At 42.3% G+C, this 26,597-nt stretch carries 24 protein-coding genes; 19 read left to right on the top strand and 5 right to left on the bottom strand.

Annotated elements, in window-relative coordinates:
* Positions 1–74: 74 nt before the first annotated feature.
* The 4 genes from JOC94_RS21135 (at position 75) to JOC94_RS21120 (ending at position 5,730) form a co-directional block, all read left to right on the top strand.
* Entirely contained in the window at positions 75–818 is a 744-nt protein-coding gene (locus JOC94_RS21135) for a fumarylacetoacetate hydrolase family protein (RefSeq protein ID WP_205180303.1), read from the top strand.
* 91 nt (positions 819–909) lie between these two features.
* Positions 910–1,281, top strand: coding sequence for a YisL family protein (locus JOC94_RS21130; protein WP_077112364.1), 372 nt, complete (start codon positions 910–912; stop codon positions 1,279–1,281).
* A gap of 155 nt (positions 1,282–1,436) precedes the next feature.
* Positions 1,437–4,079, top strand: a complete 2,643-nt coding sequence (locus JOC94_RS21125; RefSeq protein WP_205180301.1) for a GGDEF domain-containing phosphodiesterase — start codon at positions 1,437–1,439, stop codon at positions 4,077–4,079.
* Positions 4,080–4,215: 136 nt separating this feature from the next.
* Positions 4,216–5,730 (top strand): alpha-amylase family glycosyl hydrolase, encoded by a 1,515-nt coding sequence (locus tag JOC94_RS21120; protein ID WP_205180299.1) that lies wholly within the window; start codon positions 4,216–4,218, stop codon positions 5,728–5,730.
* Between the two features lie 210 nt (positions 5,731–5,940).
* On the opposite strand, the gene JOC94_RS21115 is transcribed toward JOC94_RS21120, so the two are convergent.
* Positions 5,941–6,432 carry a YajQ family cyclic di-GMP-binding protein gene (locus tag JOC94_RS21115; protein WP_077112370.1) on the bottom strand — a complete coding sequence of 164 codons (492 nt, stop codon included), beginning with the start codon at positions 6,430–6,432 and terminating at the stop codon, positions 5,941–5,943.
* Position 6,433: 1 nt separating this feature from the next.
* A complete protein-coding gene (locus tag JOC94_RS21110; RefSeq protein ID WP_205180297.1) occupies positions 6,434–7,306 on the bottom strand; it encodes a DegV family protein in 873 nt (290 codons plus the stop codon).
* A 101-nt stretch (positions 7,307–7,407) separates the two neighbouring features.
* Between JOC94_RS21110 and JOC94_RS21105 the strand changes: the two genes are divergently transcribed.
* Positions 7,408–8,262 (top strand): YitT family protein, encoded by an 855-nt coding sequence (locus JOC94_RS21105; protein WP_077112374.1) that lies wholly within the window; start codon positions 7,408–7,410, stop codon positions 8,260–8,262.
* Between the two features lie 36 nt (positions 8,263–8,298).
* On the opposite strand, the gene JOC94_RS21100 is transcribed toward JOC94_RS21105, so the two are convergent.
* On the bottom strand, positions 8,299–8,451 hold the full coding sequence (locus JOC94_RS21100; RefSeq protein WP_077112376.1) for a competence protein: 153 nt from the start codon (positions 8,449–8,451) through the stop codon (positions 8,299–8,301).
* Between the two features lie 166 nt (positions 8,452–8,617).
* On the opposite strand from JOC94_RS21100, the gene JOC94_RS21095 reads away from it, so the two are divergent.
* The 3 genes from JOC94_RS21095 (at position 8,618) to clpB (ending at position 12,479) form a co-directional block, all read left to right on the top strand.
* On the top strand, positions 8,618–9,388 hold the full coding sequence (locus tag JOC94_RS21095) for an alpha/beta fold hydrolase (protein WP_077112378.1): 771 nt from the start codon (positions 8,618–8,620) through the stop codon (positions 9,386–9,388).
* A gap of 77 nt (positions 9,389–9,465) precedes the next feature.
* Positions 9,466–9,774 carry a metal-sulfur cluster assembly factor gene (locus tag JOC94_RS21090; protein WP_077112380.1) on the top strand — a complete coding sequence of 103 codons (309 nt, stop codon included), beginning with the start codon at positions 9,466–9,468 and terminating at the stop codon, positions 9,772–9,774.
* 95 nt (positions 9,775–9,869) lie between these two features.
* The gene (clpB, locus tag JOC94_RS21085) at positions 9,870–12,479 is read left to right on the top strand and encodes an ATP-dependent chaperone ClpB (protein WP_077112381.1); all 2,610 of its coding nucleotides are present in this window, start codon (positions 9,870–9,872) and stop codon (positions 12,477–12,479) included.
* Between the two features lie 35 nt (positions 12,480–12,514).
* Here clpB and JOC94_RS21080 read toward each other — a convergent pair whose 3' ends face one another.
* Positions 12,515–12,703 carry a YjzD family protein gene (locus JOC94_RS21080; protein ID WP_321189684.1) on the bottom strand — a complete coding sequence of 63 codons (189 nt, stop codon included), beginning with the start codon at positions 12,701–12,703 and terminating at the stop codon, positions 12,515–12,517.
* 168 nt (positions 12,704–12,871) lie between these two features.
* Here JOC94_RS21080 and JOC94_RS21075 point away from each other — a divergent pair, with 168 nt between their 5' ends.
* The 6 genes from JOC94_RS21075 to JOC94_RS21050 all read left to right on the top strand — a co-directional run bounded on the left by JOC94_RS21075 (position 12,872) and on the right by JOC94_RS21050 (position 17,872).
* Entirely contained in the window at positions 12,872–13,432 is a 561-nt protein-coding gene (locus JOC94_RS21075) for a hypothetical protein (protein WP_077112386.1), read from the top strand.
* Positions 13,433–13,611: 179 nt separating this feature from the next.
* The gene (locus tag JOC94_RS21070; protein WP_077112388.1) at positions 13,612–14,544 is read left to right on the top strand and encodes a beta-ketoacyl-ACP synthase III; all 933 of its coding nucleotides are present in this window, start codon (positions 13,612–13,614) and stop codon (positions 14,542–14,544) included.
* Positions 14,545–14,590: 46 nt separating this feature from the next.
* Positions 14,591–15,826, top strand: coding sequence for a beta-ketoacyl-ACP synthase II (gene fabF, locus JOC94_RS21065; RefSeq protein WP_077112390.1), 1,236 nt, complete (start codon positions 14,591–14,593; stop codon positions 15,824–15,826).
* Between the two features lie 117 nt (positions 15,827–15,943).
* Positions 15,944–16,732: a DUF2268 domain-containing protein gene (locus JOC94_RS21060; protein ID WP_083717587.1), complete on the top strand. Its 789-nt coding sequence runs from the start codon at positions 15,944–15,946 to the stop codon at positions 16,730–16,732.
* Positions 16,733–16,825: 93 nt separating this feature from the next.
* On the top strand, positions 16,826–17,035 hold the full coding sequence (locus tag JOC94_RS21055; RefSeq protein ID WP_077112427.1) for a hypothetical protein: 210 nt from the start codon (positions 16,826–16,828) through the stop codon (positions 17,033–17,035).
* Positions 17,036–17,122: 87 nt separating this feature from the next.
* A complete protein-coding gene (locus JOC94_RS21050; RefSeq protein ID WP_077112391.1) occupies positions 17,123–17,872 on the top strand; it encodes a YjbA family protein in 750 nt (249 codons plus the stop codon).
* A 199-nt stretch (positions 17,873–18,071) separates the two neighbouring features.
* On the opposite strand, the gene trpS is transcribed toward JOC94_RS21050, so the two are convergent.
* Entirely contained in the window at positions 18,072–19,061 is a 990-nt protein-coding gene (gene trpS, locus JOC94_RS21045; RefSeq protein ID WP_077112393.1) for a tryptophan--tRNA ligase, read from the bottom strand.
* A 273-nt stretch (positions 19,062–19,334) separates the two neighbouring features.
* Here trpS and JOC94_RS21040 point away from each other — a divergent pair, with 273 nt between their 5' ends.
* The 5 genes from JOC94_RS21040 to pepF all read left to right on the top strand — a co-directional run bounded on the left by JOC94_RS21040 (position 19,335) and on the right by pepF (position 26,153).
* Positions 19,335–20,540 (top strand): putative glycoside hydrolase, encoded by a 1,206-nt coding sequence (locus JOC94_RS21040; protein ID WP_408021943.1) that lies wholly within the window; start codon positions 19,335–19,337, stop codon positions 20,538–20,540.
* A gap of 312 nt (positions 20,541–20,852) precedes the next feature.
* On the top strand, positions 20,853–21,248 hold the full coding sequence (spxA, locus tag JOC94_RS21035) for a transcriptional regulator SpxA (protein WP_077112395.1): 396 nt from the start codon (positions 20,853–20,855) through the stop codon (positions 21,246–21,248).
* A gap of 707 nt (positions 21,249–21,955) precedes the next feature.
* On the top strand, positions 21,956–22,615 hold the full coding sequence (mecA, locus tag JOC94_RS21030; protein ID WP_077112431.1) for an adaptor protein MecA: 660 nt from the start codon (positions 21,956–21,958) through the stop codon (positions 22,613–22,615).
* A gap of 346 nt (positions 22,616–22,961) precedes the next feature.
* Positions 22,962–24,266, top strand: a complete 1,305-nt coding sequence (locus JOC94_RS21025; RefSeq protein WP_171973928.1) for a competence protein CoiA — start codon at positions 22,962–22,964, stop codon at positions 24,264–24,266.
* A gap of 66 nt (positions 24,267–24,332) precedes the next feature.
* A complete protein-coding gene (pepF, locus tag JOC94_RS21020; RefSeq protein ID WP_077112399.1) occupies positions 24,333–26,153 on the top strand; it encodes an oligoendopeptidase F in 1,821 nt (606 codons plus the stop codon).
* The last annotated feature ends 444 nt before the right edge of the window (positions 26,154–26,597 follow it).

Genomic DNA, 26,597 nt, shown 5'->3' with positions numbered 1-26,597 from the left:
ACCTTAAAATTTAGGGGGTGGCAAGTTTTTTGTTTTTAAAGCCTTTAAGATCAAGGGATTATTAACTTTTTACTATGGAACTTTTGACAATACGGTTGGTTCAATGGGGAGTGGAAAATGGAAAAAATGAATATCAATTGCCTTTGGAAGATGTCAAGTGGCTTCCACCCATTCCAAAGCCCTGGAAAAACATCATGTGTGTGGGAAAAAACTATCGAGATCATGCGATAGAAATGGGGAGCGAAGCAGATATACCAAAGCATATGATTGTGTTTACGAAAGCTCCTACGACAGTGATTGGCCATAAAGATAGCATCGAAGCCCATGAAGAATTGACGAATGAACTGGATTATGAAGGCGAACTGGCGGTAGTCATTGGCAAACAGGGGAGAAATATAGCTGAAGCAGATGCGCTTGATTATGTATTTGGCTATACAATCGTGAATGATATTACGGCTCGGGATCTTCAAGTAAGGCATAAGCAATACTTCCTGGGGAAAAGTCTTGACTCTTCCTGCCCAATGGGACCGTGGATTGTCCATCATTCGGAAATCAAAAATCCCAACGGATTAAATATCCAGACGAGGGTTAACGGAGAAATCCGCCAGAATTCCAATACAGAACATTTTATCTTCCCTATTGAGGAAATCATTGCAACTCTTTCACAAGGCATGACACTGGAACCCGGCGATATCATTGCGACAGGAACGCCGTCGGGGGTAGGAAAAGGCTTTAAGCCGCCCCGTTTATTAAGCAAAGGGGATGAAGTCGAGATTTATGTTGAAGGAATTGGAAAATTAAACAATACTGTGAACTAAAGGCTTGACAATATTTTGCCGAACCCTTGTATGCTAAGATGGTGAGAGGATAGATACCAAAAAATGAGGCAAGTTTGAGGAGGTTTGACTGATGTTTGATACGACACATGCCCATATTACAACATGGGTGATCGCACTTATTCTTTTTGTTGTTGCCGTGGCTTTATCTAACGCCGGCAACGAAAAAGGCAAGAAAATTGTCCAAATGATCCTTAGGATTTTTTACTTGCTCATTCTCATGACTGGAATATTATTATTTTGGAAACACCAAGGCTACAACCCGGCTTTATACGGAATGAAATTTCTTGGCGGCGTCATTGTGATTGCGATGATGGAAATGATACTTGTACGTATGTCAAAAGGAAAAGGGACAGGATTATTTTGGGGTGTCTTGATCATTGCCTTTATTGTAACGTTTATTCTGGGGATAAAATTACCGCTTGGATGGAATTGGCTGGCATAGAACTTGGGAAAAAACCGCTGCATATCGGCGGTTTTTTTTAATTCTTGAAAAGGTGAACAATTAGTAGTGACATAGCAGGACAAAATTTATTAGAATAGTAATAACAAGGATATAGTCAAAAAATGTCGTAAAATAAAACGGTGGTGACTAGCGGGTTGAAAACGACATATGCCTATCTTTACAAGAATGAAAATGAATTGAAGGAATTCATACAAGCACATTATCACGAATTTTCCAACAACCTTCTAATCCAAGCGAATCTTGTTAATTGGCCAATTGAAAAAATTGATCGATTGCGGCGTTTATTTTCCACTCTTTTACCCCGTGCAGTGATGATTGGGAGCAATTCTTCTGGCTGTTTATTTGACGGTATGAATGAGCAATCCAGGCTATTTTTTACACATTTTAAAGACATAAACATAACATCTTCTCTATTTAAACTTTCCGATAATGATTCCATAAATGACTTTGTAAAAGGTCTTACATTTGACAGGCCAAAAGCGGCCATGGTGATGGCGAATAAATGGACCGGGATGCTTGAAGAGTGCCTGGGCCTGTTTGAACATCACCTGCCGGAAATCGCCATTGCCGGCGGAATATCTGGAAGCGGCACCATTATTTTTACAGAAACGATGATCGCCGAAGAAGGAATTGCAGCCGTCACTTTCAGCGGGCAAAACTCGGCAGTCCATATCGCTGTGAAGAAAAGGGTGGTGGAGCCGAATGTATCAGGTGATGCAAAAGATTTTTCACAAGAAACAGACAGCCCAATTCCAACTAAGCCGCTAAACATGCAGTTGGGAAAAAAGACTGCTACAAAGCTGCTGCCAGCCAAACATTACACGACAAGAAAAGGTAGAACGGCCGTTTATGATGATACCAATTTCGTTATTGGTTTCGTCAGTCAATTGCAAGGGTTGTCAAAGCTTCATAGGGCAAATACTGGACAGTTCCCGTGCTTGCAAAAAATTGTGAAGCATCCCGGCAAATCCGCAAGATGGCATCATGAAAAGGACGTATTTTTATATATTTCAAAGCGGGCTGGCGCCAAGATGAGGGAATGCTTGGAGCAATCGCCAGAAGAGGCTTCGCAGTATGATCAAGAAGAGCGGTACCACTTGATTCATTCAAAGGAATTTTGTGATTCCATCATACAGAACCACCCGGATATCATTTTTACAACAGATTTACATGGTCATTTTCATATGGTGAATCCAGCTTTTACAAAGCTATTTGGCAAAGAGACAGCAGACCTGGCAGGGAAAAGCTGGCTGGAATTTCTTAATCCTAAGAAAGGAGAGAGACTGAAAAAGAATGTTGAGATCGCCAAAACGGGACAGGCAGTTCAATTAGAATTGGAACTTTTATGGGGAAAGAAATTAAAAACGTTTGACTTGCACGTCTTCCCTATTTTCGTAGATGGTGAATGTGTGGAAATATTGTTTTTGGGCCGTAATATGACGGAACTGCGGCAAATGGAAAAAAAGCTTGAACAAATGGCGTACTATGATGAGAAAACAGGGCTGCCGAACCAAAAAAAGTTGGAACAAATTTTGAACCAATGGATTAAAAAAGCCGAAAGGGGAAAACAGTCATTTCCGATCTTGTTTATCAAGCTGGATCGCATAAAAACCATTAATGATGCGTTTGGACATCATATCGGTGACAAAGCGCGGATACAATTGGCCTCCAGAATCCAATCTTTACTGCCAAGCGGCTCTTTTTTGGGGAGGTTTTCGACTGATACATTTACCGTTTTGCTTGGAGGGGAAACGGATTCAACCACGGTGATGTCCATTAGCCAACGTATTTTACAAACCATTCAAGAACCATTACTTTTTGAAAATCAAGAATTTTATATCGCTTCAAGCATTGGGATAAGTGTGTATCCTTTTGATGGGCAGGAATATGCAAGCTTAATGAAAAATGCGGACGTGGCACTAAGCCGGACTGATACTGTAACAAATAAAAATGTTGTTTTTTATTTAAATGAAATGAATAAGGAAATGATTGAGCGGGTGGAGCTGGAAAGAAGCTTGCGCAAAGGGATCGAAAACAATGAATTTTTCCTGGCTTATCAGCCAATCATAAACCCGGTGACCAATGAAATTGTCGCTTGTGAAGCGCTGCTTAGGTGGGAACATCCCGAATGGGGGATTGTGTCGCCGAAGAAGTTTATTCCAATTGCTGAAGAAACAGGGATGATTCATACGCTGGGCAAGTGGATTTTAAAAACCGCCTGTTTGCAGGTGAAAGATTGGCAAAGAGACGGTTTTGAACATATTAGTGTATCTGTCAATGTGTCAGCCCATCAGCTGCAAAACAACCGATTTATCGACAATATTAAACAGGCATTGGACGAATCAGCACTTGCCCCCCGGTATCTCCATTTGGAATTGACTGAAAGTGTAATGATTGACCGATCATTAACGACCGTTGAAATGTTGCGTGAATTGATGGAAATGGGCATTCATATTTCGATAGATGATTTTGGGACGGGTTACTCATCTCTTAGTTATTTAAAACATTTTCCAATTCATACGTTGAAAATTGATCGTTCTTTTATTCAGAATCTCAATAAGCAATCTCCGGATCTTGCCATTGTTCACGCCATTTTGACAATGGGACATGGGCTTGGGTTGAGAATTGTTGCGGAAGGAATCGAAACGACTGAACAACTGCATATGTTAACGAGTCTCGGTTGTGATTTCGTTCAGGGATATTTGATAGAAAAGCCGTTGGAAGCAAGGCGTTTTACACACTGGCTGGAAAGGAAGCGGAAAAACTCGAATATTTGAACGCCCCGGTGCCAACTGCCGGGGCTTTTGATTTGACATCAAGCCCCCGCCACATAGTTGTAATAATTATAAAATTGACGAAGGGCTATAAAAAGAGATAATCTTAAGGCGGAGTAGTTTTAGGGAGGTAACGGAAGTGGGTAAAAAAATATTGGCATTCCTGCTTGTTCCGTTTTTGCTTTTTTACGCTTTTCCAGCAAGTGCCGACAAAAAAGAAGAACGGGTATGGGAAGAGGAAATTGTCTATTCACTCATGATCGACAAATTTAACAACGGAGACCCCGCAAATGATAGGGTTCATGAAGCGGATGAAGCCGGTTTTGAAGGCGGGGATTTCAAAGGGATTACCGCAAAGCTTGATTATTTACAAGAGATGGGATTCACAACCATTTTGCTGTCGCCTGTTTTTCAAAATGATTCAGGTGGTTTCCATGGTGAAGCGGTAACAGATTTTTACAAAACAGAAGAACATTTTGGCTCTACTGAGGATTTGAAAAAACTCGTTGAAGAAGCCCATAGGCGGAAGATGAAAGTCATGCTTGAATTTCCGGTTGATCGGGTGGCAGAAGCTCACCCTTGGAATTCAAACCCCGAGACGAAAGATTGGATTAAAGCAGGTGCCGATAACGGCGGGAGCGAATGGAATAAGGGGCTTCCAGTGATTAATTTGGAAAATGAGGAAGTAAGGGCCTACTTGATCGAGGCGGCCAAATGGTGGATGGATGAAACACAGGTAGATGGATTCAGCCTTCAATATTTGGATAATGTTCCGTCAGATTTTATAAAAGCATTTACATCTGAAGTGAAGTCTTTCAAAAAAGGGTCCTATCTGATTGGCGCAGTTAATGAAGGAAGTCGGAAAGAACTGGCCGAATTGGAGGCAGCCGGGCTTGATGGGATAAAAGATATCCAGTTGAACAAGCCGATGAGGGACGCTTTTTCCAAAATAGATGCTTCCTCCTCTGCGTTATTGGATAATTGGAAAGAAAATGTAAGCGCCTATGATCAACCAAGCTTATTTCCGGCTTATTTGGATGACAAAAATACCGTGAGATATACGCGGGATATGGTGGATCAAAAGCAATTCCCCGGTTCCCGATGGAAGCTCGCGCTGTTTTATTTGTATACTCAGCCACAAGTCCCCATTGTTTTCTACGGTTCGGAAATCGCAGTAAATGGCGGGGGTCCGCCCGATAATGTTCCGTTGATGAGTTTTTGGGCAAAAGAAGAGCTGATTGAATTCATTGGAAGATTGGCGGAGATTCGCAGTCAGCATCCGGCACTCACCCATGGGACAATGGAGCTTTTATATGAAAAAGATGGAATGCTCGTGTTTAAAAGAGAGTATCAGGATGATACAATCGTTGTGGCCATCAATAATACGAGTGAGGACCAAACGGCTGTCATTCAAGCGGCTGATTTGCAGGATGGAAAAGAGTTGCGCGGATTATATGGTACGGATATGGTTCGAAGTGAAAACGGCGAATATAAGATCATTGTGGACAGAGAGATGACGGAAATCTATGATCTGGTTGACAAAAGCAGTTACAATATACCGTTTATCATCGCGCTATTTGCTGTATTTGGTTTCTTTATCGTGTTTATGTATGCTGCATGGAAAAGAGGAAAAAAACACAATATGCGGCCATGATCATTATAAACAAGGCTCCCGAAAAGGTTGTTCGGCAGCCTTGTTTTTTTATTGTTAAAGTGAAAGAAGCATAAATGAAACGAAATGTGGATTCGCGTGCTGAGAAAAAAGCACTCGTTGCCATTGGACACCGAGTGCTTACCATTGTCTATATTGACCTCCTCCGAAATTCAGCCTGAATCGCGTTCAACCCGAATGGGAAGAGCTTTCCTAGCGATAATTGATAAATTGAACGTCGATTGGCAAATCCGCGGAGCGGATGGCGCTGATGATTTGTTGCAGGTCATCGCGATTTTTTCCTGTTACACGGATTTGGTCATCTTGTATTTGGCTTTTTACTTTTAATTTGCTGTTTTTAATAATGGTATTGATTTTTTTGGCATTGTCTTGATCAATGCCTTGGATAAGCTTGGCACGCTGCCGGACTGTGCCGCCTGCCGCATTTTCGGTTTTCCCGTAGTCAATGTTTTTAATCGGCACTTCCCGTTTGATCAGTTTTCCATGGAGTACGTCTTTCACTTGAGATAATTTAAATTCGTCGTCCGATATGAGTACCAACTCATTGTTCTCCAAACGAATGTCGCTTTTGCTCCCTTTGAAATCATAACGATTTTTAATTTCTTTCATCGCGATATTGATCGCATTGGAAACTTCGGACATATCGATTTTGGAGACAATATCAAATGAATGCTCTTTAGCCATTTTATACCTCCTCCATTGATGGTTTTTTATTGAGAAAAAAGAAAGCAAGTGTTCCTGGCCCGGCATGAGATGCGACGACAGAGCCGATCAAGTTAATGTAAAACTTTTTTGCCCCAAACCGTTCTTCAATCATTTGTTTGACTTCAAGCGCGGTTGCTTCATCATCTCCGTGACTGATGCCAATCAATTGGTTTTCCAAATCAACGCCTCGCTCCTCCATTACATCAAGCATTCGCTTCAGCAGTTTTTTCTTACCGCGAATTTTTTCAAGAGGGACGAGCTTTCCATCTTCCACATGCAGGAGGGGTTTGATATTTAAGAGCCCGCCAATAAACGCGGAAGAGCGGGATAATCGTCCGCCTTTGGCCAGGAAGTCCAGATCCTCGACCGTAAACAAGTGTTCCATATGCTGGCATTGTTCCTTCACAATTTCTACAATGACGTCTTTTGGCTTTCCTTTTTTTATAAGATCCACCGCAGTCATGACCGCCATGCCGTATCCGACAGATACGCATCTGGAATCAATGATTGTTAAATCAAGGTTCGGATATTTTTCTTTTACTTGTTCGCACATCATGACAGCCGTTTGATATGTGCCGGAAAGTTCCGAGGAAAGTGCGATGTAAATGCCGCTCTCTCCCGACTCCGCAAGCTCGATAAACAAATTCTCAATAAATTGCGGGGTAGCTTGGGATGTTTTTGGCATTTTCCCAGCCCTGATTTCGTTGTATACCGTTTCCGGCTGTATGGTGATCAAATCTTTAAATTCCTTGTCATCAATATGTACTTGCAAGGAAATAAGTTCAACGCCATGTTCTTTAAAAAAAGCAAGCGGCAGGTCGCATGAACTGTCCGCAAATAGTTTCGTAGACATAAAATAACACCCTTCGTGAAATAGTAATAATATGCATTCCGCTGTTTTTAGTGTATATGCTTTCATAAGAAAGCTCAACAATTGTTTTTAAGGGTGAAAACATGAAAACTGTTTCGGTGTGGGAAATGATAAAAAAAATAAGCATCATTACATTCGGGGCTCTCTTAGGAGCATTGGCATTAAACTTTTTTCTGATTCCGGCAAATGTGTATGCAAGCGGTTTTGCCGGGGCTTCCCAACTATTGTCCAGAATTTTGGCCGACTTTGCATCAATCCAGGTATCGACTGGCATCCTCTTGCTGCTTTTCAATATACCCGTCGCCATCCTGGGCTGGTTAAAAGTCGGCCGTTCATTCACTTTATACAGTTTTCTTTCAGTGGTGTTGACAACCGTATTTTTGGAGTTCATTCCCGTTCAGGAAAGAGCCGAAGATGTGATGCTATATGCCGTTTTTGGCGGTGTCATTGCGGCAATCGGAATCGGAATCACATTAAAGGTCGGCGCTTCAACAGGGGGGCTCGATATCATTTCCATGGTGTTGTCGCGGATGAGCGACAAATCGGTTGGAACGTATTTTTTTATCTTAAACGCCATCATCATTTTGACAGCCGGCGCATTATACGGATGGGATAAAGCATTGTACACGCTGCTTTCGGTGTATGTTTCCACAAGGGTTATTGATGCCATTCATACCCGTCATCAAAAGCTGACTGCCATGATTGTCACCAAGAAAGCGCCTGCTTTACAGAAAGCGATTTATTCAAGGCTGGTGCGCGGGATTACGATTGTGCCGGCGAAAGGCGCTTTTTCAAATGAACACAGAGACTTGATGATATCGGTCATCACCCGTTACGAACTATATGAACTCAAAAAAATCATCAAGGAAGTCGATCCTAATGCTTTTACCAATATTGTGGAAACCGCGGGCGTCTTGGGTTTTTTCCGGAGAGATTAGTTATGTGAAAAAAGGGAGCGCTAGCTCCCGTATGATTCAAATACCGCCTAGAGACGACTTTTTCATATACTCAATTTTTTCTTTTTCTGCTTCATCCAAGGTTGCCCGGTAAGGAAATCTTTCGGCATGTTTTTCCACCGACACTTTCCCCTGCTGGGTAAAGCGTTTTGATTTGCTGTTTTTAGCCACTAAACCGCACCACCATTCGAACAGGATGTGAACACAAAGCGTGTTCAAGCTTTATTGTTTGCGAATCGTTGCAAAAAACGCAGGCAATCCATTTGTATGTTTTGGAAAATAACATTCGCTCATGTTAGACTGAAATCAACAACGGGATAACCGAAGGAGTGGTCGCTTGATTGAGATTCATCGGGAAATTTTAGCGGGAATTCCAGCATTGCATGCCGTAAAGTCCGACAATATGAACAAAAAACTACCGCTTATTTTTTTCGTTCATGGCTTCACATCAGCAAAGGAACATAATTTGCACTTTGCTTATTTATTGGCCGAAAAAGGCTTTCGGGTTATCCTTCCAGATGCCAGACTGCACGGTGAGCGGACAGATGGCCGGCCGGAAAAAGAAATGATGTATGAGTTTTTGGATATTGTGATCCATACGATAGCAGAATTGGATCAGATGAAAAATGCCCTGGCGACAAAAGCGCTGATCAGTGATCACATCGGGGTTATCGGTACATCGATGGGCGGCATGATCACCTTTGGGGCACTCACTCAGTACGACTGGATTAAAGCCGGGGCATCGTTAATGGGAAGCCCGACATTTGAAACATTTGTCAGGGGACAGATTGAGGCATTGAAACGAGAAGGAATTAACCTCCCCCACACCGATAATGAATTGGAAGAAATGTATCAAACGGTAAAAAAGTATGATGTCAGCGTGCAGCCCGAAACGCTGAATGACAGGCCGCTGTTCATTTGGCACGGGAAACAAGATGTTGTTGTGCCGTTTGGCCCTACATATGATTTTTATTTGACAGTCCGGGATAAATATAAGAAATATCCCGAACGGTTACAGTTTTTAGCGGATGAGCGGGCCGGTCATAAAGTCACCCGGGAAGCATTTTTAAAAACGGTGGAATGGTTCACAACATATTTACAATCATAAGGCTTTTCCGTGTGAAATTGGCTTCATTTTGGTATGATAAGAATAGAATCCTGATTTCTTGAAAGGAGTGGGGACCGATGGATGAAGCGTTGAAAGAAAATATTTACGGTGCCTTGGAACAAGTAATAGACCCCGAACTTGGAATAGATATTGTCAATCTCGGACTCGTGTACGATGTCGATTTGGACGAAAATGGTACCGCCAAAATTACCATGACCCTCACATCTATGGGGTGTCCGTTGGCACCAGTTATCGTAGACCAGGTTAATGCGGCTCTTGCCGATATACCGGAAGTGAAACAGACAGAAGTCGATATTGTCTGGAATCCTCCATGGACAAAAGACAAAATGTCACGGTACGCAAAAATTGCACTTGGCGTAACCTGATATTTGACACACAGCGTTTATAGAGCGGAGCACCTGTAAAGAGGCGGCTTCGCTCTTTATTGTCATCACCTTATCAAGTGTGGAGGGGGTTAAAAATGGACCTAAGCAAAATGACTCATACGATGCAGGAAGCTTTTGCAAAAGCTCAGCAAATTGCTGTTTCTCATCACCATCCGGAAATGGATATTGTTCACCTTTGGAAAGCGCTCCTTGAAAAAAGCGATAGCTTGCTGACTTCCTTGTATGAACGGCTGGGGCTGGCAAAAGAAGCAATGATTGGCCAGATCGACCAATTGCTCGATCAAATACCTGAAGTATATGGACAAGGTGTTCAAGGCGGGCAATACGTAAGCAGCGCTCTTGGGGAACTTATCCGAAAAGCGGAGGAACAAAGAGTCGCCTTTAAAGATGCTTACTTATCGGTAGAACATGTTGCATTAGCCCTTTTAGATATGGAACATCACGACATTACCCGTTATATTACGAAACAAGGCATAACGAGGGATGTTTTATTGAAAGTAATTACAGAAATAAGGGGAGGACATCGTGTGGAAAACCAAAATCCTGAAGCCGGATATGAAGCATTAAAAAAATATGGAAGGGACTTGGTGAAAGAGGCAAAGTCGGGCAGGCTGGACCCTGTCATTGGCCGGGATCAGGAGATTCGCAATGTCATCCGAATCCTGTCCAGAAAAACGAAAAACAACCCTGTCTTGATCGGCGAGCCCGGCGTCGGGAAAACAGCGATAGTCGAAGGACTTGCCCAACGGATCGTCAGACGGGATGTTCCCGAAGGGTTGAAAGATAAGACGATTTTTGCTCTTGACATGGGTTCATTAATTGCCGGCGCCAAGTTTCGGGGAGAATTTGAAGAAAGGCTGAAAGCGGTACTTCAAGAGGTGAAAAAAAGCGAGGGCAAGATCCTGCTCTTTATAGATGAAATTCATACAATTGTCGGCGCAGGCAAAGCGGAAGGCGCGATGGATGCCGGAAACATGCTCAAACCGATGCTTGCCAGAGGCGAGCTTCATTGTATTGGCGCCACGACTCTCGATGAATACCGGCTCTATATTGAAAAAGACGCCGCACTGGAACGCCGCTTTCAAAAAGTGCTCGTTCCCGAACCTACGGTGGAAGACACGATCTCCATATTGCGCGGACTGAAAGAGCGGTTTGAAATACATCACGGGGTTAATATTCATGATCGTGCCATCGTGGCCGCCGCCACCTTATCGGACCGCTATATCACGGACCGCTTCCTGCCTGATAAAGCGATTGACACGATTGATGAGGCTTGCGCCAACATCCGGGTTGAAATTGATTCGATGCCAAGTGAACTTGATGAGATTACAAGACGTGTCATGCAATTGGAAATTGAAGAAGCGGCTCTTGTGAAAGAAGATGATGAAGCAAGCAAAGAGAGATTGGATTTATTGAGACAAGAATTGGCCGATTTAAAAGAAACAGCCAAGGAAATGAAGGCAAAATGGGAGAAGGAAAAAGACGAGATTTCCGTCATTCGTGAAAAACGGGAGCAGCTGGAAAAACTGCGCAGGGAGCTCGAAGATGCTGAAAATGAATATAATTTGAATCGAGCTGCGGAACTGCGGCATGGAAAAATTCCGGCTCTTGAAAAAGAGTTAAAACAAATGGAAAGAACTCTCGAAAGAAAAGAGGCGGAAGAATCTCGGCTCGTAAAAGAAGAAGTCACCGAAGATGAAATTGCTGAAATTATTTCCCGGTGGACCGGAATCCCGATCACCAAGCTGGTGGAAGGCGAAAGGGAAAAACTATTGCGCCTGGAATCCATTTTGCACAAGCGGGTCATCGGCCAAAATGAAGCGGTCGCGCTCGTCAGCAATGCCGTCATTCGCGCTCGCGCCGGAATTAAAGATCCCAATCGTCCAATTGGTTCATTTATCTTTTTAGGCCCTACAGGTGTCGGGAAAACAGAGTTGGCGAAAGCGTTGGCGGAAACGTTATTCGACAGTGAAGAACAAATGATCCGAATCGATATGTCCGAGTACATGGAAAAACATGCTGTATCCAGGTTGATCGGCGCGCCGCCGGGTTATGTTGGTTATGAAGAAGGAGGTCAGCTGACAGAAGCGGTTCGGAGAAAGCCGTATTCGGTCGTTTTGCTGGATGAAATTGAGAAAGCCCACCCGGAAGTGTTTCATATTTTGCTTCAAGTGTTGGATGATGGAAGAATCACCGATTCTCAAGGCAGGAAAGTCGATTTTAAAAACACCGTCATTATTATGACATCCAATATAGGATCGGCGTTTTTGCTGGAAAGGGAGCAACATGAAGACCACATTGATGAACAGACAAAAGAACGCGTACTCAGTCAGCTCAAAGCGTCTTTCAGACCGGAATTTTTAAACAGGGTGGATGAAATTATTCTGTTTAAGCCTTTAAACTTGGAAAACATAAAAGGAATCGTTGAAAAATTGACGGAAGAACTCAAAGAAAGGTTACGGCACCAGCATATACAGATGAACATGACAGAGGAAGCCAAAAGCTTTATAGCCCGTGAAGCGTTTGACCCTGTGTATGGCGCGCGTCCGCTCAGAAGATATCTGCAAAGCAATGTGGAGACGAAGATCGCCAAAGAAATCATTGCCGGCCATGTACATCCTTTCGACTCGCTCCTCGTTGAATTAAAAGACGGCGAGCTGGCGGTAACAGTTCAGAGATCATAAACAAAGAAAAAATAACTCGCCAATGTTTCGGCGAGTTATTTTTCTTCCACCGGCTGTGGTAAAATAGCCGATGCAATGAAGATTAAGATAGAGACTGCAGCAGACAACATAGAGGCCGTTTTAAAATCATAAGTGGATCCGATCATAGATCCGCCAACGTACATGACCATATTGACAAGCAAAAATGTCCAAAAAATTGTAACGATATATCTCAAACTCTTCACCCCATTTCAAACCCACATAAAAAATCCACGATATATTTACCCCGATAGTATAACATAAATAAATCAAATGGTACAAACATTCGCTGTCGGCATTTCCACATCTGGTGGTAAGTCCTTGTCACTTTGGCATATGTATGAAGTAGGAAAAAGAGAAGGGAGTTTTCATGTATGAGACATGCCGTAGTTTATGGAGCGCGCCAGCCATTTGGATTTGAATTATGTTCACAACTGCTTGAAAAAGGATATGTTGTGCATGCCGTTGACCATCAACATTGGATGAGGGAGGAGGATGAAGAAAAATGGCTCTTTATTGGCCGCAATGCCAATTTGGTCTATCATGAGATCGCAAGGGAAGAAGACCAAGCCAAACTTCCATTTCAACCTTCCAAAAATTGTCTCATATTTATTCCTATTATTGATTATGTCATGCGCCATGTTTCACATGTAGCTGATCAGCTTGTTCGGCAATTAACGTTTTTGTCCCATATGGAAATGTTGGAAGAAGCATTCGTGTTTTTCATTTATCCTCCTGCTTCACGTTTGCATCAGGCTCCCTTTTTCAAAAATCTCGATAGCATTTACTCAAACTTTCAAACGAATCAAGTTTCTGTTAACGACTTTTTCCTGTCTATAGAGATAGAAAAAGAGTCAGTCATAACCAAGGAAGAGTGCAAGCGTGAAGTGGAGAACGTGCTTTCCAGATCTGAAGAAAAGCTTGTTGGCAACTAGGAATAACGGCATTAAAAAACAGAGAATGGCTTGGAAGGCCCTGACAAGTTTCGAAACATCGGCGTGCTCTATAATGAGGGTGACAATGAAGAAGACAGGTGGTATAATTAGCACCAAGTCTTAATAGAAGATATCATAATAAATTCATTATGTTTGTAAGGGAAAGAAGGGAATTACCTATGAATGCAGGTATTATTGGCGTAGGAAAATACATGCCCGACCGGGTTGTGACCAATAAAGAGCTGGAAACGATGATGGATACGTCCGATGAATGGATTCGGACGCGAACGGGGATTGAGGAACGAAGAATTGCCCCTGACGACATTGATACATCGGACATGGCTTATGAAGCAGCCAAAAAAGCCATGGATCATGCCGGAGTGCAACCGGAAAATATTGATATGATTCTTGTTGCGACGGTGACTCCTGACCGCCCGTTCCCTTCGGTTGCGTGTATGCTGCAGGCGAGGCTGGGCTGCGTCAACGCATCCGCAATGGATGTCAGCGCGGCGTGCGCTGGTTTTATGTATGCCGTAGCAACAGCGAAACAATTTATAGAAAATGAAGCCTGCAAGAACATTTTAGTTGTAGGTGTTGAAAAACTGTCAAAAATCACCGACTGGTCTGACAGGAACACGGCTGTCCTTTTTGGGGACGGAGCCGGAGCGGTCGTAGTGGGGCCCGTATCCGAGGGCCGGGGTATTTTGGCATTTGACCTTGGCGCAGACGGAACAGGCGGCCAACATTTATACCAAGATCAATATATCGTGATGAACGGAAGAGAAGTATTCAAATTTGCTGTCAGGCAAATGGGGGAATCTTCTGTCAAAGTTCTCGAAAAAGCCGGCTTAACCAAAAATGATGTTGATTTCTTGATCCCTCATCAGGCCAACATTCGCATAATGGAAGCGGCCAGGCAGCGCCTTGAGCTCCCTGAAGAAAAAATGTCCAAAATGATTCATAAATACGGCAACACATCCTCTGCTTCCATCCCAATGGTGATTGCCGATGAAGTGGAAGCGGGAAAAATAAAGGATGATGATGTTATCGTTTTAGTCGGTTTTGGCGGAGGTCTCACATGGGGGGCCATTGCTTTAAGATGGGGCCGCTAGGCGCTTAATATCTTCTTGAAATAACATAAAGGAGATGATGCAAAAGATGAAGAAAAGAGTAGTTGTAACCGGAATCGGCTCCATATCGCCGGTTGGGAACGATGTAGAAACAGCATGGGGAAATATTGTGGCTGGAAAATCAGGGATTGGGCCCCTTACACGATTAAATCCGGACGATTTTTCTGTGAAAGTAGCTGCAGAAGTAACAGACTTTGATATAGAAAAGTTTATTGAGATAAAAGATGCCCGGAAAATGGATCGTTTTACCCATTTTGCGTTGGCATCAGCATTGATGGCTGTTAAAGATGCGGGGCTGGTCATCGACGACAACAATGCGCACCGGATCGGTGTATGGATTGGTTCCGGCATCGGGGGAATGGAGACATTTGAAAAGCAATATGAGATTTTTCAAAAGAGAGGCTACCGCCGGGTCAGTCCGTTCTTTGTCCCAATGATGATTCCGGATATGGCGACAGGCCAAGTGTCGATTTTTCTCGGAGCCAAGGGCGTCAATTCCTGTACGGTGACAGCATGCGCAACAGGGACGAATTCCATCGGGGACGCTTTTAAAGTGATTCAGCGTGGTGATGCCGATGCCATGATTGCCGGCGGGACAGAAGCGCCGATCACTCAAATGTCGGTAGCCGGTTTTTGTGCCAATAAGGCATTATCGACAAATCCTGATCCGAACACGGCAAGCAGACCGTTTGACTTAAATCGCGACGGTTTCGTCATCGGTGAAGGGGCCGGTGTATTGATTCTGGAAGAGCTGGATCATGCGCTTAACCGCGGAGCGGATATATATGCAGAAATCGTCGGATATGGCTCCACGGGAGATGCCTATCATATTACAGCGCCGGCTCCCGGTGGTGAAGGCGGCGCGAGAGCGATGAAATTGGCTCTGGAGGATGCGGGTATGAAGCCGGAAGACATTGATTATATTAATGCCCATGGGACAAGCACGCCTTATAATGATGAATTTGAAACGAACGCAGTCAAGCAAGTGTTTGGCGAACATGCTTATAAATTAGGGATTAGCTCCACAAAATCCATGACAGGTCATCTGCTTGGGGCAGCAGGGGGAGTTGAGGCCATTTATTCTGTTTTGGCTATTAAAGACGGCATCATGCCGCCGACGATCAACTATGAGACACCTGATCCAAAATGCGATCTCGACTATGTGGTCAACGAAGCCCGTAAGCGGGACTTGAAAGGGGTTCTGAGCAACTCTCTCGGATTCGGCGGACATAATGCTACAATCGCCTTTAAAAAATATGAGTAAGTACAAAAGATATAGCCAGAGCAATCGGGCTATATCTTTTTTGTTTTACTTCGTATTTGGAACGCTGTCACCTTTTTTCTAGGCTTTCGTACAATATCGAAGGGGAGGAGACGGCATATGGGAGTTATTGAAACGAATGATTGGCTTGAGCAGCATTTTTTCAATCCAGAGCATGTTTGCGGCATGGCTTATTCTGAGGATAAAGAAGGCGGCCGTTTTTACCACTATTTGCGCCGATTCGGAATGTACGAACCGTCCAGGGCTACATTTGGCTTTTTTGAAGAGCTGAAAAGGCAAAACGCATGGGAAAAAATCGGTAACATTTATCAAAAATACTATAATAAGTGGAAACAGCATAAGATTGATATTTATATTTTTCCGATTAATCCAACCCGACAATTTCTCGAAGGTTTAAAAGGACGTTCGGGTGCGGCGTTTCCCAAAAAGTTGTTTTTGTTTTTATCGCCGACGGAAGATGAAAAAAATTGGGAATCCTTGTTCGTGCATGAGTATCATCACGCAACGAGGATGCATCATTATAAAAAAGATGTAGATCATTACCATTTGCTTGATTCACTTGTATTTGAAGGGCTTGCCGAGCAGGCCGTCCAAAAATATTGCGGAAAAGAATATCAATCTGAATGGGTAAAACAATATAATCCTGATATGCTCCGGGTATTTTGGGAGAGGCATTATCAACCAAATCTTGAACGGAAGAAAAATCATCCCCTTCATGATCAACTCTTATTTGGCAGTGGGCCAGTTCCTCCGATGATGGGTTATGCGATTGGAGCTGATTTGGTCAAAGGGTATAAAGGGCGCAGGCCGCTCACAGTCCAGTACTCTTTTCAAATTCCTTCAGAGGAGATACTAGCAAATAATTCCCGATACAACCCGCCATCTTAGGCGCTTTTTTTTTGGGGAAAATGTATAGAACAGGCATGGCCGAATATAATGAAGCAAAGAAAATTGTATGATAAACACACCGGGGGAATTGATATGCTCTTCAGAACATTCCTTTATCTGGCAGGATTCGGATTTGCGGTTGCGGGAGGGTTCAACATTATCGCCTATTTCAATTTGTTGGTAATGGGCGCCAGTTTTGCAGAATATATTCTTTTTATTTTAAAAAGACCTGAATGCTATTTGTTTGTCGTTGGCGTCATGATGATCTCACTTGCCGTGTTTGGGTTTCAGACGGGCGAATAGTCCCTCGTTAGAACTGGATATATAGGAATAAATTGACTAAAGCCTGCCCATACTGAAAAACAAATAGTGATGAAGTGAGGGGTTAAGATGCTTTATCTTCATGATGTATGGGTTAATTGGTTTGAAGGAGAAGAAAATGGGTATAATGTATGCCATTTTCACGAGTGGAGAAGAGGAGAAGACGTGATTGAACTGTTAGATCAAGTTCCGCTGTTATATATCGATTCTCTCCTTTTCAACCATATAGAAAATGATATGGCCGATTTGCCCGAGGCATTGTTGAATGAAATTTATAAAAAGGCCTATTTGAGAAAGAATCATGAACGAATTGTGTTGGACTATTGTTTTGTTGTAACAGATGGACAAGGAATTCTTGCTGTAGATACGGTCGGATACTCGATACCGCTGCGAAAAAGCAGGCTCATTCCCCGTCAGGAGCAGTTGGTGTATGAGATGATCGCCAATAATCAGCCCGAAACGTTTACATTTGAGCCGTTAACCAAAAAGAAAGAGTACCATATACTATCGCCGGACCCAATATTAATGCGCGGTTTGACAAGAAAAGAAAGACAGTTAAAACAGTTGCTGTTTATGGCGCTGGACCAGCTTTACTCGTCAAAAAATACGGCAGAAGTAAGATATTGGTATACAGAATGGTGTCCTCATCTGTACTCTGAAATACAGGAGATGGATTTTGAAAAGGTGTGGAACGACCTTTATGAGGCAACAAAAAAAGGATGGTCGGAAAAACATCAATTATTGTGTGAAAATATGATTAAAGGCCAGCCATTCTTTGAAAAGCTTTGGGAGATGGAATGTGATTCAAAAGTAAATTGAAGCCCAAAGCCGCGAAAAAGAACAGTCTGGGACATAAGGAAATACGAAAGAAGCTCGATGATCCTAATTTACATTTTTGAATCATCGAGCTTTTTTGTCATGCCTAATTTTTACTGAGAAAATGGATGGAATTCATCAATAACAGTATTGACTTTATATAGTTAGCCTCTTTATGCTTAAAGTTTTAAGCTAATGCATACTAGGACCTTTTTCTGCCGAGCCCCATCGCATTTTCCATCTTCTTTAACATACGGTTGGCTTTTGCCCGCGCTTTTTCAGCTCCTTCATCCAAGATGTCATCGAGTTCCTTGGAATCAACCAATTCGCGGTATCTTTCCTGAATGGGCGTTAATGCCTGGAGGACGACCTCAGCCAAATCCGCTTTAAATTCCCCGTAGCCTTTGCCGGCATATTGGTTCTCAAGCTCTTCAATTGTTTTATTCCCCAAAATTGAATAAATGGCAAGCAGGTTCGAAACACCGGGTTTATTTTCGCGATCAAATTTTACCAAGCCATCAGAATCTGTAACGGCGCTTTTAATTTTCTTTTCAATTTGTTTCGGCTCGTCCAACAACGTGATAAAGGCTTTTTTATTTTGATCCGACTTGCTCATTTTTTTCGTTGGCTCCTGCAAGGACATAATTCTGGCCCCAACCTTTGGAATGCGCACGTCCGGAATCGTAAAAATGTCGTTGTATCTTCGGTTAAATCTTTCCGCAAGGTCGCGGGTTAATTCGAGATGCTGTTTTTGGTCTTCTCCAACAGGAACAAGGTGAGTGCCGTAAAGCAGAATATCGGCAGCCATTAAAGGCGGATATGTTAACAATCCGGCTGAGACGGCTTCTTTACCCGCTGATTTGTCTTTAAATTGTGTCATTCTTTCCAACTCGCCGATATATGCGATACATTGCAGCATCCAGCTTGCCTGCGCATGAGCGGGTACTTCTGATTGGATAAATAGCGTCGCTTTCTTATGGTCGAGCCCCGCAGCAATGTACAATGCGGCTAGGGAACGGATATTTTTTCTAAGCTCCAGACGGTCTTGCGGCACAGTAATTGCATGTTGGTCTACCACGCAAAAATAACAATCATATTCATGCTGGAGCTCTATAAACTGTTTAATGGCTCCCAGATAGTTGCCAAGCGTAATGACACCGCTGGGCTGAATACCAGAAAAAATCGTTTTCATCTTAAAATCCTCCTGTATACGCGAAAACCATTTTACCCGATCATGGGCGAAATGGTTTTTATAACAACTTTCTTGCGTATTCCATAATAAATGTTATATGTATTCGAAAAAACTTATGTTCTTATTATAACTTTTGGCCTGCTTACAATCAAGCCAACACAAGAACACCCAAAAAGAAAAGGAGGAAAAAAGGATTTCTTTCCATAGAAATTATTGCTAGAATAGGTAATGAATTTACCTTGGATGAAAGGCATCTGGGAAAAGGAGCGAACCATATTGAAAGTCAAAAAGATACTGGCAACTGCGGGGCTGATTGGAATGATTGCGTTACCGGCCCAGCCAGTTTCGGGTAAAGCATCTGATCAAGTACATACAAACCCGCAAAGACAACTGGCTGTTGAGTTGAAAACCGTTCCTGTGGACTCACCCCGCTTTGTGTATGATTCCGGCTTAAAGTTTGAATATCCCGACGCGGTCCGGGGAATTTATGTGACCGGTCATTCAGCAGGAGGAAGCCGTTTTAATGAGCTCGTTAAGTTGATAGAAACGACAGATTTAAACGCCATGGTTATCGACATAAAAGACGATTGGGGAAATGTGACATACAAAGCCGATAAAGATTCACCTTATGCAGGAATCGGCCAAAGTTATATAGAGAATCCAAGAGAAATGCTAAAAACAATGGAGGAGAAACAGATCTACCCCATTGCCAGAATTGTTGTGTTTAAAGATTCTCTGCTTGCGAAAAAAAGTCCCGACCTTTCTTTTCAACAAGGGGGGAAAGTCTGGGTCAACAACCGAAAGGAGGCATTCGTCAACCCGTTTTTAAAAGAAGTATGGGACTATAATGTGGGAATCGCCATAGAGGCGGCAAAGCTCGGATTTAAGGAGATTCAGTTTGACTATGTCCGTTTCCCGGAAGGATTTGAAAAGCGTGATCAACAGCTACAGTACGGGATGGGCGAATATGAAAATATGAAGGAAGACAACGTGCAAAAGCGCGTTCATGCTGTTACCGATTTTGTTGCCTATGCGCGGGAAAAACTAAAGCCATACGGTGCAAAAGTGTCCGTAGATATTTTTGGCTATACCGCAACACTTCCGGAGGCACCTGGAATCGGACAAAACTTCAGTAAAATATCCGAAAATGTAGATGTCATTTCCTCGATGATTTATCCAAGCCACTGGACGTCATACTTTGGAATCGCCAAACCTGATTTAGAGCCTTATAAACTTGTGCATGAATATGCAAAGGTGGAGAATGCAAAGTTATCCAAGTTGGAAAATCCTCCTGTTTCGCGCCCTTGGATTCAAGATTTTACGGCATCTTATTTGGGAAGCGGAAATTATAAAGTGTACGGAAAAGCGGAAGTTGAAGCCCAAATAAAGGCATTGTATGATTCAGGAATCAAAGAATTCCTGCTATGGAATGCGGGTAACACGTATACGAAAAACGTGGATTATACACCGGATCAATAATGTGACAGTTATTTACCCATATAAAATAAATCATTTTTATGTATGGAAATGGGGTGGATGGATAAATTATACAAAGAGAATGTTTAAAAGGTAATCAGAGGTGGTAATAAGAAATACATCCATATGTAACAGTTTAATGAAAAGGAGAGATACAGAGCGAAAAATTGCCAAAATCACCTATTATTTCTGCCGATATTAGTGTATAATACATAATAGAGAGTGTTTATTAAGATTAATTATAATATGGGTCTTTAGACGGGCCTTGCATATACAATTGTGCATTTCAATTTATGAATGGGAGTGTGGATGAACATGGTCACATTATACACCTCACCAAGTTGTACATCATGCCGGAAAGCGAGAACGTGGTTGGAAGAACAAAACATTCCATATGTTGAACGGAATATTTTTTCCGAACCTTTGAGCCTTGAGGAAATCAAGGAAATCTTGCGCATGACCGAAGACGGAACAGACGAGATTATCTCGACACGTTCTAAAGTTTTCCAAAAGCTCAATATAGATTTAGATTCTCTGCCGTTGCAGCAGCTTTACGATATTATTCAAAAAAACCCGGGCCTCCTTCGGCGCCCGATCATTCTTGATGAGAAAAGACTCCAGGTGGGCTACAATGAAGATGAAATTAGACGTTTTCTGCCTCGTAAGGTAAGAACGTATCAGCTTCGCCAAGCTCAGAAAATGGTGAATTAACACTGGTACCATGCAGGCTTACATGACAACACAGACTAACAAATGAACCCGACCTTCATGCGAAAGTATGGAGGTTTTTTTTATAAGGTGAACAGTACCATTTCAGTATGAATATTCGTACGATAAACTGGTGTACGACGATAAGCAACTTCTCCCTCCCATTATCGAAAGCTCGGCTTTTTTCACATGGCCATTTTTATGGGGGAGGAGATTCGGTGCGCTACGATACGTCCATGCTTATTCGAAGAAGTTTTGTTTAGTTTGTCGCAAAGCTACCTGAAGCTTATCTCTAATGGAGCACATGCATGAGACTTTAAAGCAAGCTGCTTGGCTCTTTTGCCGCCGTGCCTTCCCTTTTCTCTGCTCCAATGTGTAAGCCGCTGGCCGCAAGGGAATAAGGGAAGAGAAGGAGTGAAAGTCATCGGACGGCTGATGGTCTGCAAGTTGCTTCCATTTAGATGAATAAATATGCTTGATTTATCTTCATATATTGGTTAAGATAGGCGCAACATCATCTTGGGCGTTGCTAGGCATATGATGATTTATGAAATGGAAACATATTTTGTTTCCCTTTTCCATTTATTTATCATAAAATAAGAAGTACAAGGGGAAGACTATTACTTACTGTATTTAAGTCCTGATGGTTGGTCTCCGGGAAGTAAGATCCCTTCACCTTACTACCCTATTATAGAAGGGGGAGTTGTATGATGGAAATTGAACGCATTAACGAAAATACGGTGAAATTTTACATTTCATATGTCGATATAGAAGAAAGGGGCTTTGATCGCGAAGAGATATGGTACAATCGCGAAAAAAGTGAAGAGTTATTTTGGGAAATGATGGATGAAATTCATCATGAAGAGGAGTTTGTCCCAGAGGGGCCGCTCTGGATTCAAGTGCAAGCTTTGGACAAGGGCTTGGAGGTCCTCGTTACAAAAGCCCAGCTTTCCAAAGATGGCCAAAGGTTTGAATTGCCGATTCCGGATGACAAGCTTAAGGACTTGCCGATTGATGAAAGAATCGAGGAGTTTTTGGACCATCATCTTCATCTGAATCAATATGACCGTTCGGAAGATGACTTGCTCGAATTTGTTCTCCTCTTTAACGATTTTGATGATATCCTTGATTTGGCAAGAACGCAAACTACGAGTGATTTGGACACAAAGCTTTTTTCATATGAAGGCAAATATTTCCTATATGTTAAGTTCCCGGATGAGGAATATGATGAAGAAGAAGTTGAAGACATGTTAAGTGTTCTTTTGGAATATGGGCATGAATCGTCCTTTACGATTCATCGTTTGCAAGAATACGGAAAACAAATCATCAGCCAAGACGTATTTGCCACATTAAATAAACATTTTTCCTAACTGAGCCGATTTCTTGCAGAAATCGGTTTTTTTATAGGTTGTACATGGAGTCGTCCAAGTTATAACAAATAAATAATACGATAATTTCGAAGAGGGAAGCCGTTTTATTTTTGTATCAAGTCGCTAAATAGTACAGAAAAATGTGAAAAACAAGGAAGATTTGCTCGCAGGCACTTTGATCTATTTTGAAGACAGTGTTTAATGGCCACTCGAAAAACTACTATTCTATCGAAAGCTTCGAAAACTTAAAAATTCGTTAGTATATTTTGCGATGAAATGAAGTGAAGGGAAAGGGTATTGCCAGATGAAAGTGAGCAATTTTCATAATCATTGGACTTATGCTATAATGTTGAACAAATGGACTCCAACGTTTATTCGTCCATTTTTTAAGTCCAAAGAGTTGAAAGGAAGTGTTAATCTGTTCACAGCAGTTAATGAAAAGGGAATGGCGGTTAATCTTGCAGAGATGGAACGCCGTCATGTAGGTAAGTTGCGAAACATCCGCTTCTACTGCCCCGTTTGTAAAGAGCCCCTCGTCCTGAAGGCAGGATCTGTCCGTATTCCCCATTTTGCCCACCGTATCAAATCCCAATGCTTCACAACAGAACCCGAAAGCGCCCGACATCTCCAAGGAAAGAAAGATTTATTTCGATTTTGTCTTAAAAACGGCTATGAATCTACTTTAGAACAGTATCTCCCCGAAATTCAACAGCGTCCCGATGTTTTGGCCATTAGAAACGGGAGGCGCTATGCAATTGAGTACCAATGCACCCCCATTTCTATCCGTTCCATACAACAAAGGTCTGATCGTTACTTAAAGATCGGCATTACGCCCATATGGATTATCGGCGGTTATCCATTTGTGAAAAAACTGAAAAACTCCGTCTATGAGCTTACCGATTTTTATTGGTCCTTGACGAAAAGAACCGGTGCAGATATCACCTTAATCGGCTACGAACCTGTAGACAGCACCCTGTTTGTATTATCAAATTTGGCTCCTTTCACCTCCAAAAAAGTATTTGCCCGCCTGGAAAGTATCCCACTCAACAACTGTCGCATTCCTTTTTACATTCAAGACCAAACGGCTTCTTTTCCGTATCTACATTGGTTGAAGGAAAAGAACAAGTGGATTCAACAAAAAGTCAGATATGGAACAATTGTTCATGGAAGTTTTCTTAAAAACGTATATAAATCGGGGAATAATCCTTTTTTATTGCCGGCTGTATGCGGCCTCCCGGTTCCGTATATGGAAAGCTTTGCTTCCGCTCCGATGATCTGGCAGTTTTATGTTTGGATCGATTGTTTGCAAAAATTACCTTTTGGCAAAAAGATTTCTTTAAAATACGTCCTGTATAAACTTGGACGGCGGATCGATCGTGAAGATGTTCTTTTACGACAGTTGCCGTTTCACGACTATCGCAATTGGGAAAAGGCCGTCGCTTTTTACTTGCGGCTGCTCGTTCATTTGTCATATTTGCGAATTGCGGGGGAAGACTTATTTGTAAAGCGAAAAATGATCAACAGCTTGAAGCATACGGAAGATCGGACAGAGGAGGAATATATTTTTAAAGTTCTCATCAAAAGTTCCTACACAAACAAAATAAATAAAAAAAACAAGCAATGTTTCCTGTTTGGGGAGCAGGAAAAATGAATATTTAAATAGAATGATTATAACATGGGCGGAATTTCGCATTACAACTTGAATGGAGGATAACAGATGACAGAGGAGAATAACGTAAAAACTCTTCCAAGCCGATCGGAAGTGTCGGAAGAATTAACATGGAGATTAGAGGATATATTTGTGACGGATGAGGAGTGGGAAAAAGAGTATGCTGCCATCCAGCAAAAGATGAAAGAAGCGCAACAGTTTAAAGGGAAATTGGGCGAAAGTGCGGCAACATTGTATGAAGCGTTGCAATTTCAATCAAAACTGTCGGAACGGATGGGTAAACTTTATACATATGCTCATATGCGCAACGATCAGGATACGACGAATACACATTATCAAGGGATGAATGCCCGGGCGGAAAGTTTGTATTCACAATTAACCAGCGCTTTTTCATATATCGTTCCGGAAATACTCAATATCGAAAAGGAACAGCTTGCGCAAATTTTAAAAGAAGAACCGGCATTACAATTGTATGAGCATGCGCTAAACCGTATTAACCTGAAGCGCGGGCACGTGTTGGACGCAGAGCAGGAGGCGCTTCTTGCCGAAGCCTCGGAAGTAATGGGGGCATCAAGCACCACATTCAGCGTGTTAAACAACGCAGACCTTGAATTCCCGGTCATAAAGGACGAAGAAGGAAATGATGTGCAGCTTTCGCATGGAAATTACATTCGTTTTCTGGAGAGTCGGGATCGCTCCGTCAGAAAAGAAGCATTTATGAACGTGTACCGCACGTACGGAAAATTTAAGAATACATTTGCCAGTACTTTAAGCGGTTCTATCAAGCAGGATAACTTTTATGCCAAAGCGAGAAATTATCAAACGGCAAGGCAGGCAGCTTTGGCAGCCAACAACATTCCTGAAAAAGTATATGACAATCTTGTATCAACGATCAATAACAATCTGCACCTGTTGCAGCGCTATTTGAAGCTCCGCAAACAGATTTTGGGACTTGAACAGTTGCATATGTATGATTTATACGTACCGCTTGTAAAAGAAGTCGACATGAAAGTGACATACGAGGAAGCGAAAGACATTCTCCTTTCCGGCCTTATTCCTCTAGGAAAAGAGTATGTCGGGATCTTGCAAGCAGGATTTGAAAACCGCTGGGTGGATGTTGTGGAAAATAAGGGGAAACGAAGCGGTGCCTATTCTTCGGGCGCATATGGCACGAATCCTTATATCCTCATGAATTGGCAGGATAACGTCAACAACTTATTTACATTGGCACATGAATTCGGACACAGTGTGCACAGCTACTATACAAGAAAAAACCAGCCATATCCGTACGGCAATTACTCCATATTTGTCGCGGAAGTGGCTTCCACATGCAATGAAGCACTACTTGGAGATTATATGCAAAAAGCGACTGATGATAAACAGGAGCGTCTATATTTGATTAACCATTACTTGGAAGGCTTTCGTGGAACCGTTTTTCGCCAGACGATGTTTGCGGAATTTGAGCATTTAATCCACCAAAAAGCTCAAGAAGGGACTGCCTTAACCGCAGACTTCCTTACAAAACAATACTATGAATTAAACAAAAAATATTTTGGCGAGGACCATATCCATATTGACGAACAAATCGGGCTTGAATGGTCGAGAATCCCCCATTTTTACTATAATTATTACGTTTATCAATATGCTACAGGATTCAGCGCCGCAACTGCCTTAAGCAAACAAATATTGGAAGAAGGTGAAACAGCTGTCGGGCGATATATCAACTTTTTAAAAGCGGGCAACTCTGATTATCCGATCGAAGTGCTCAAACAGGCAGGGGTTGACATGACAACAACAGAGCCGATCGAAGCGGCATGTAAAGTGTTTGAAGAAAAACTGAATGAAATGGAACAACTGTTAATGTCCTAATACGCAAGTAGGATCAACAACGAGGCTAACTATATAAAGTCAATACTGTTATTGGTGAATTCCATCCATTTTCTAAGTGAAAATTAGGCATGACAAAAAAGCTCGATGATTCAAAAATGTAAATTAGGATCATCGAGCTTCTTTATAATCTTCATCAGTTTTCAATAATATACGAGGCCGGGACACAACTAAATCAGCTGATGAAAAAACGAACAATAAAGTGAAACTTCATTCAGTAGGGCTTCTACTGAATGTTAGTTGAACCAATCGGGCATTTAGGTGCCGTTATCTCCTACTTAGACATTTTGTATTCACTCAAGATTTTGATGTGGGAGTTTTACGGCACCTTACATGCGGGATAAAGTGAAACTTCATTCAGTAGGCGTTTTTTTCCATCTCCTACTGAATGTTAGTTGAACCAATCGGGCATTTAGGTGCCGTTAT

The organism is Siminovitchia thermophila, from assembly GCF_016909185.1.
Classification (GTDB): Bacteria; Bacillota; Bacilli; order Bacillales; family Bacillaceae_C; genus Siminovitchia; species Siminovitchia thermophila.
The sequence above is the reverse complement of the archived record's forward strand: the minus strand, read 5'-3'. Positions and strand labels throughout refer to the sequence as shown.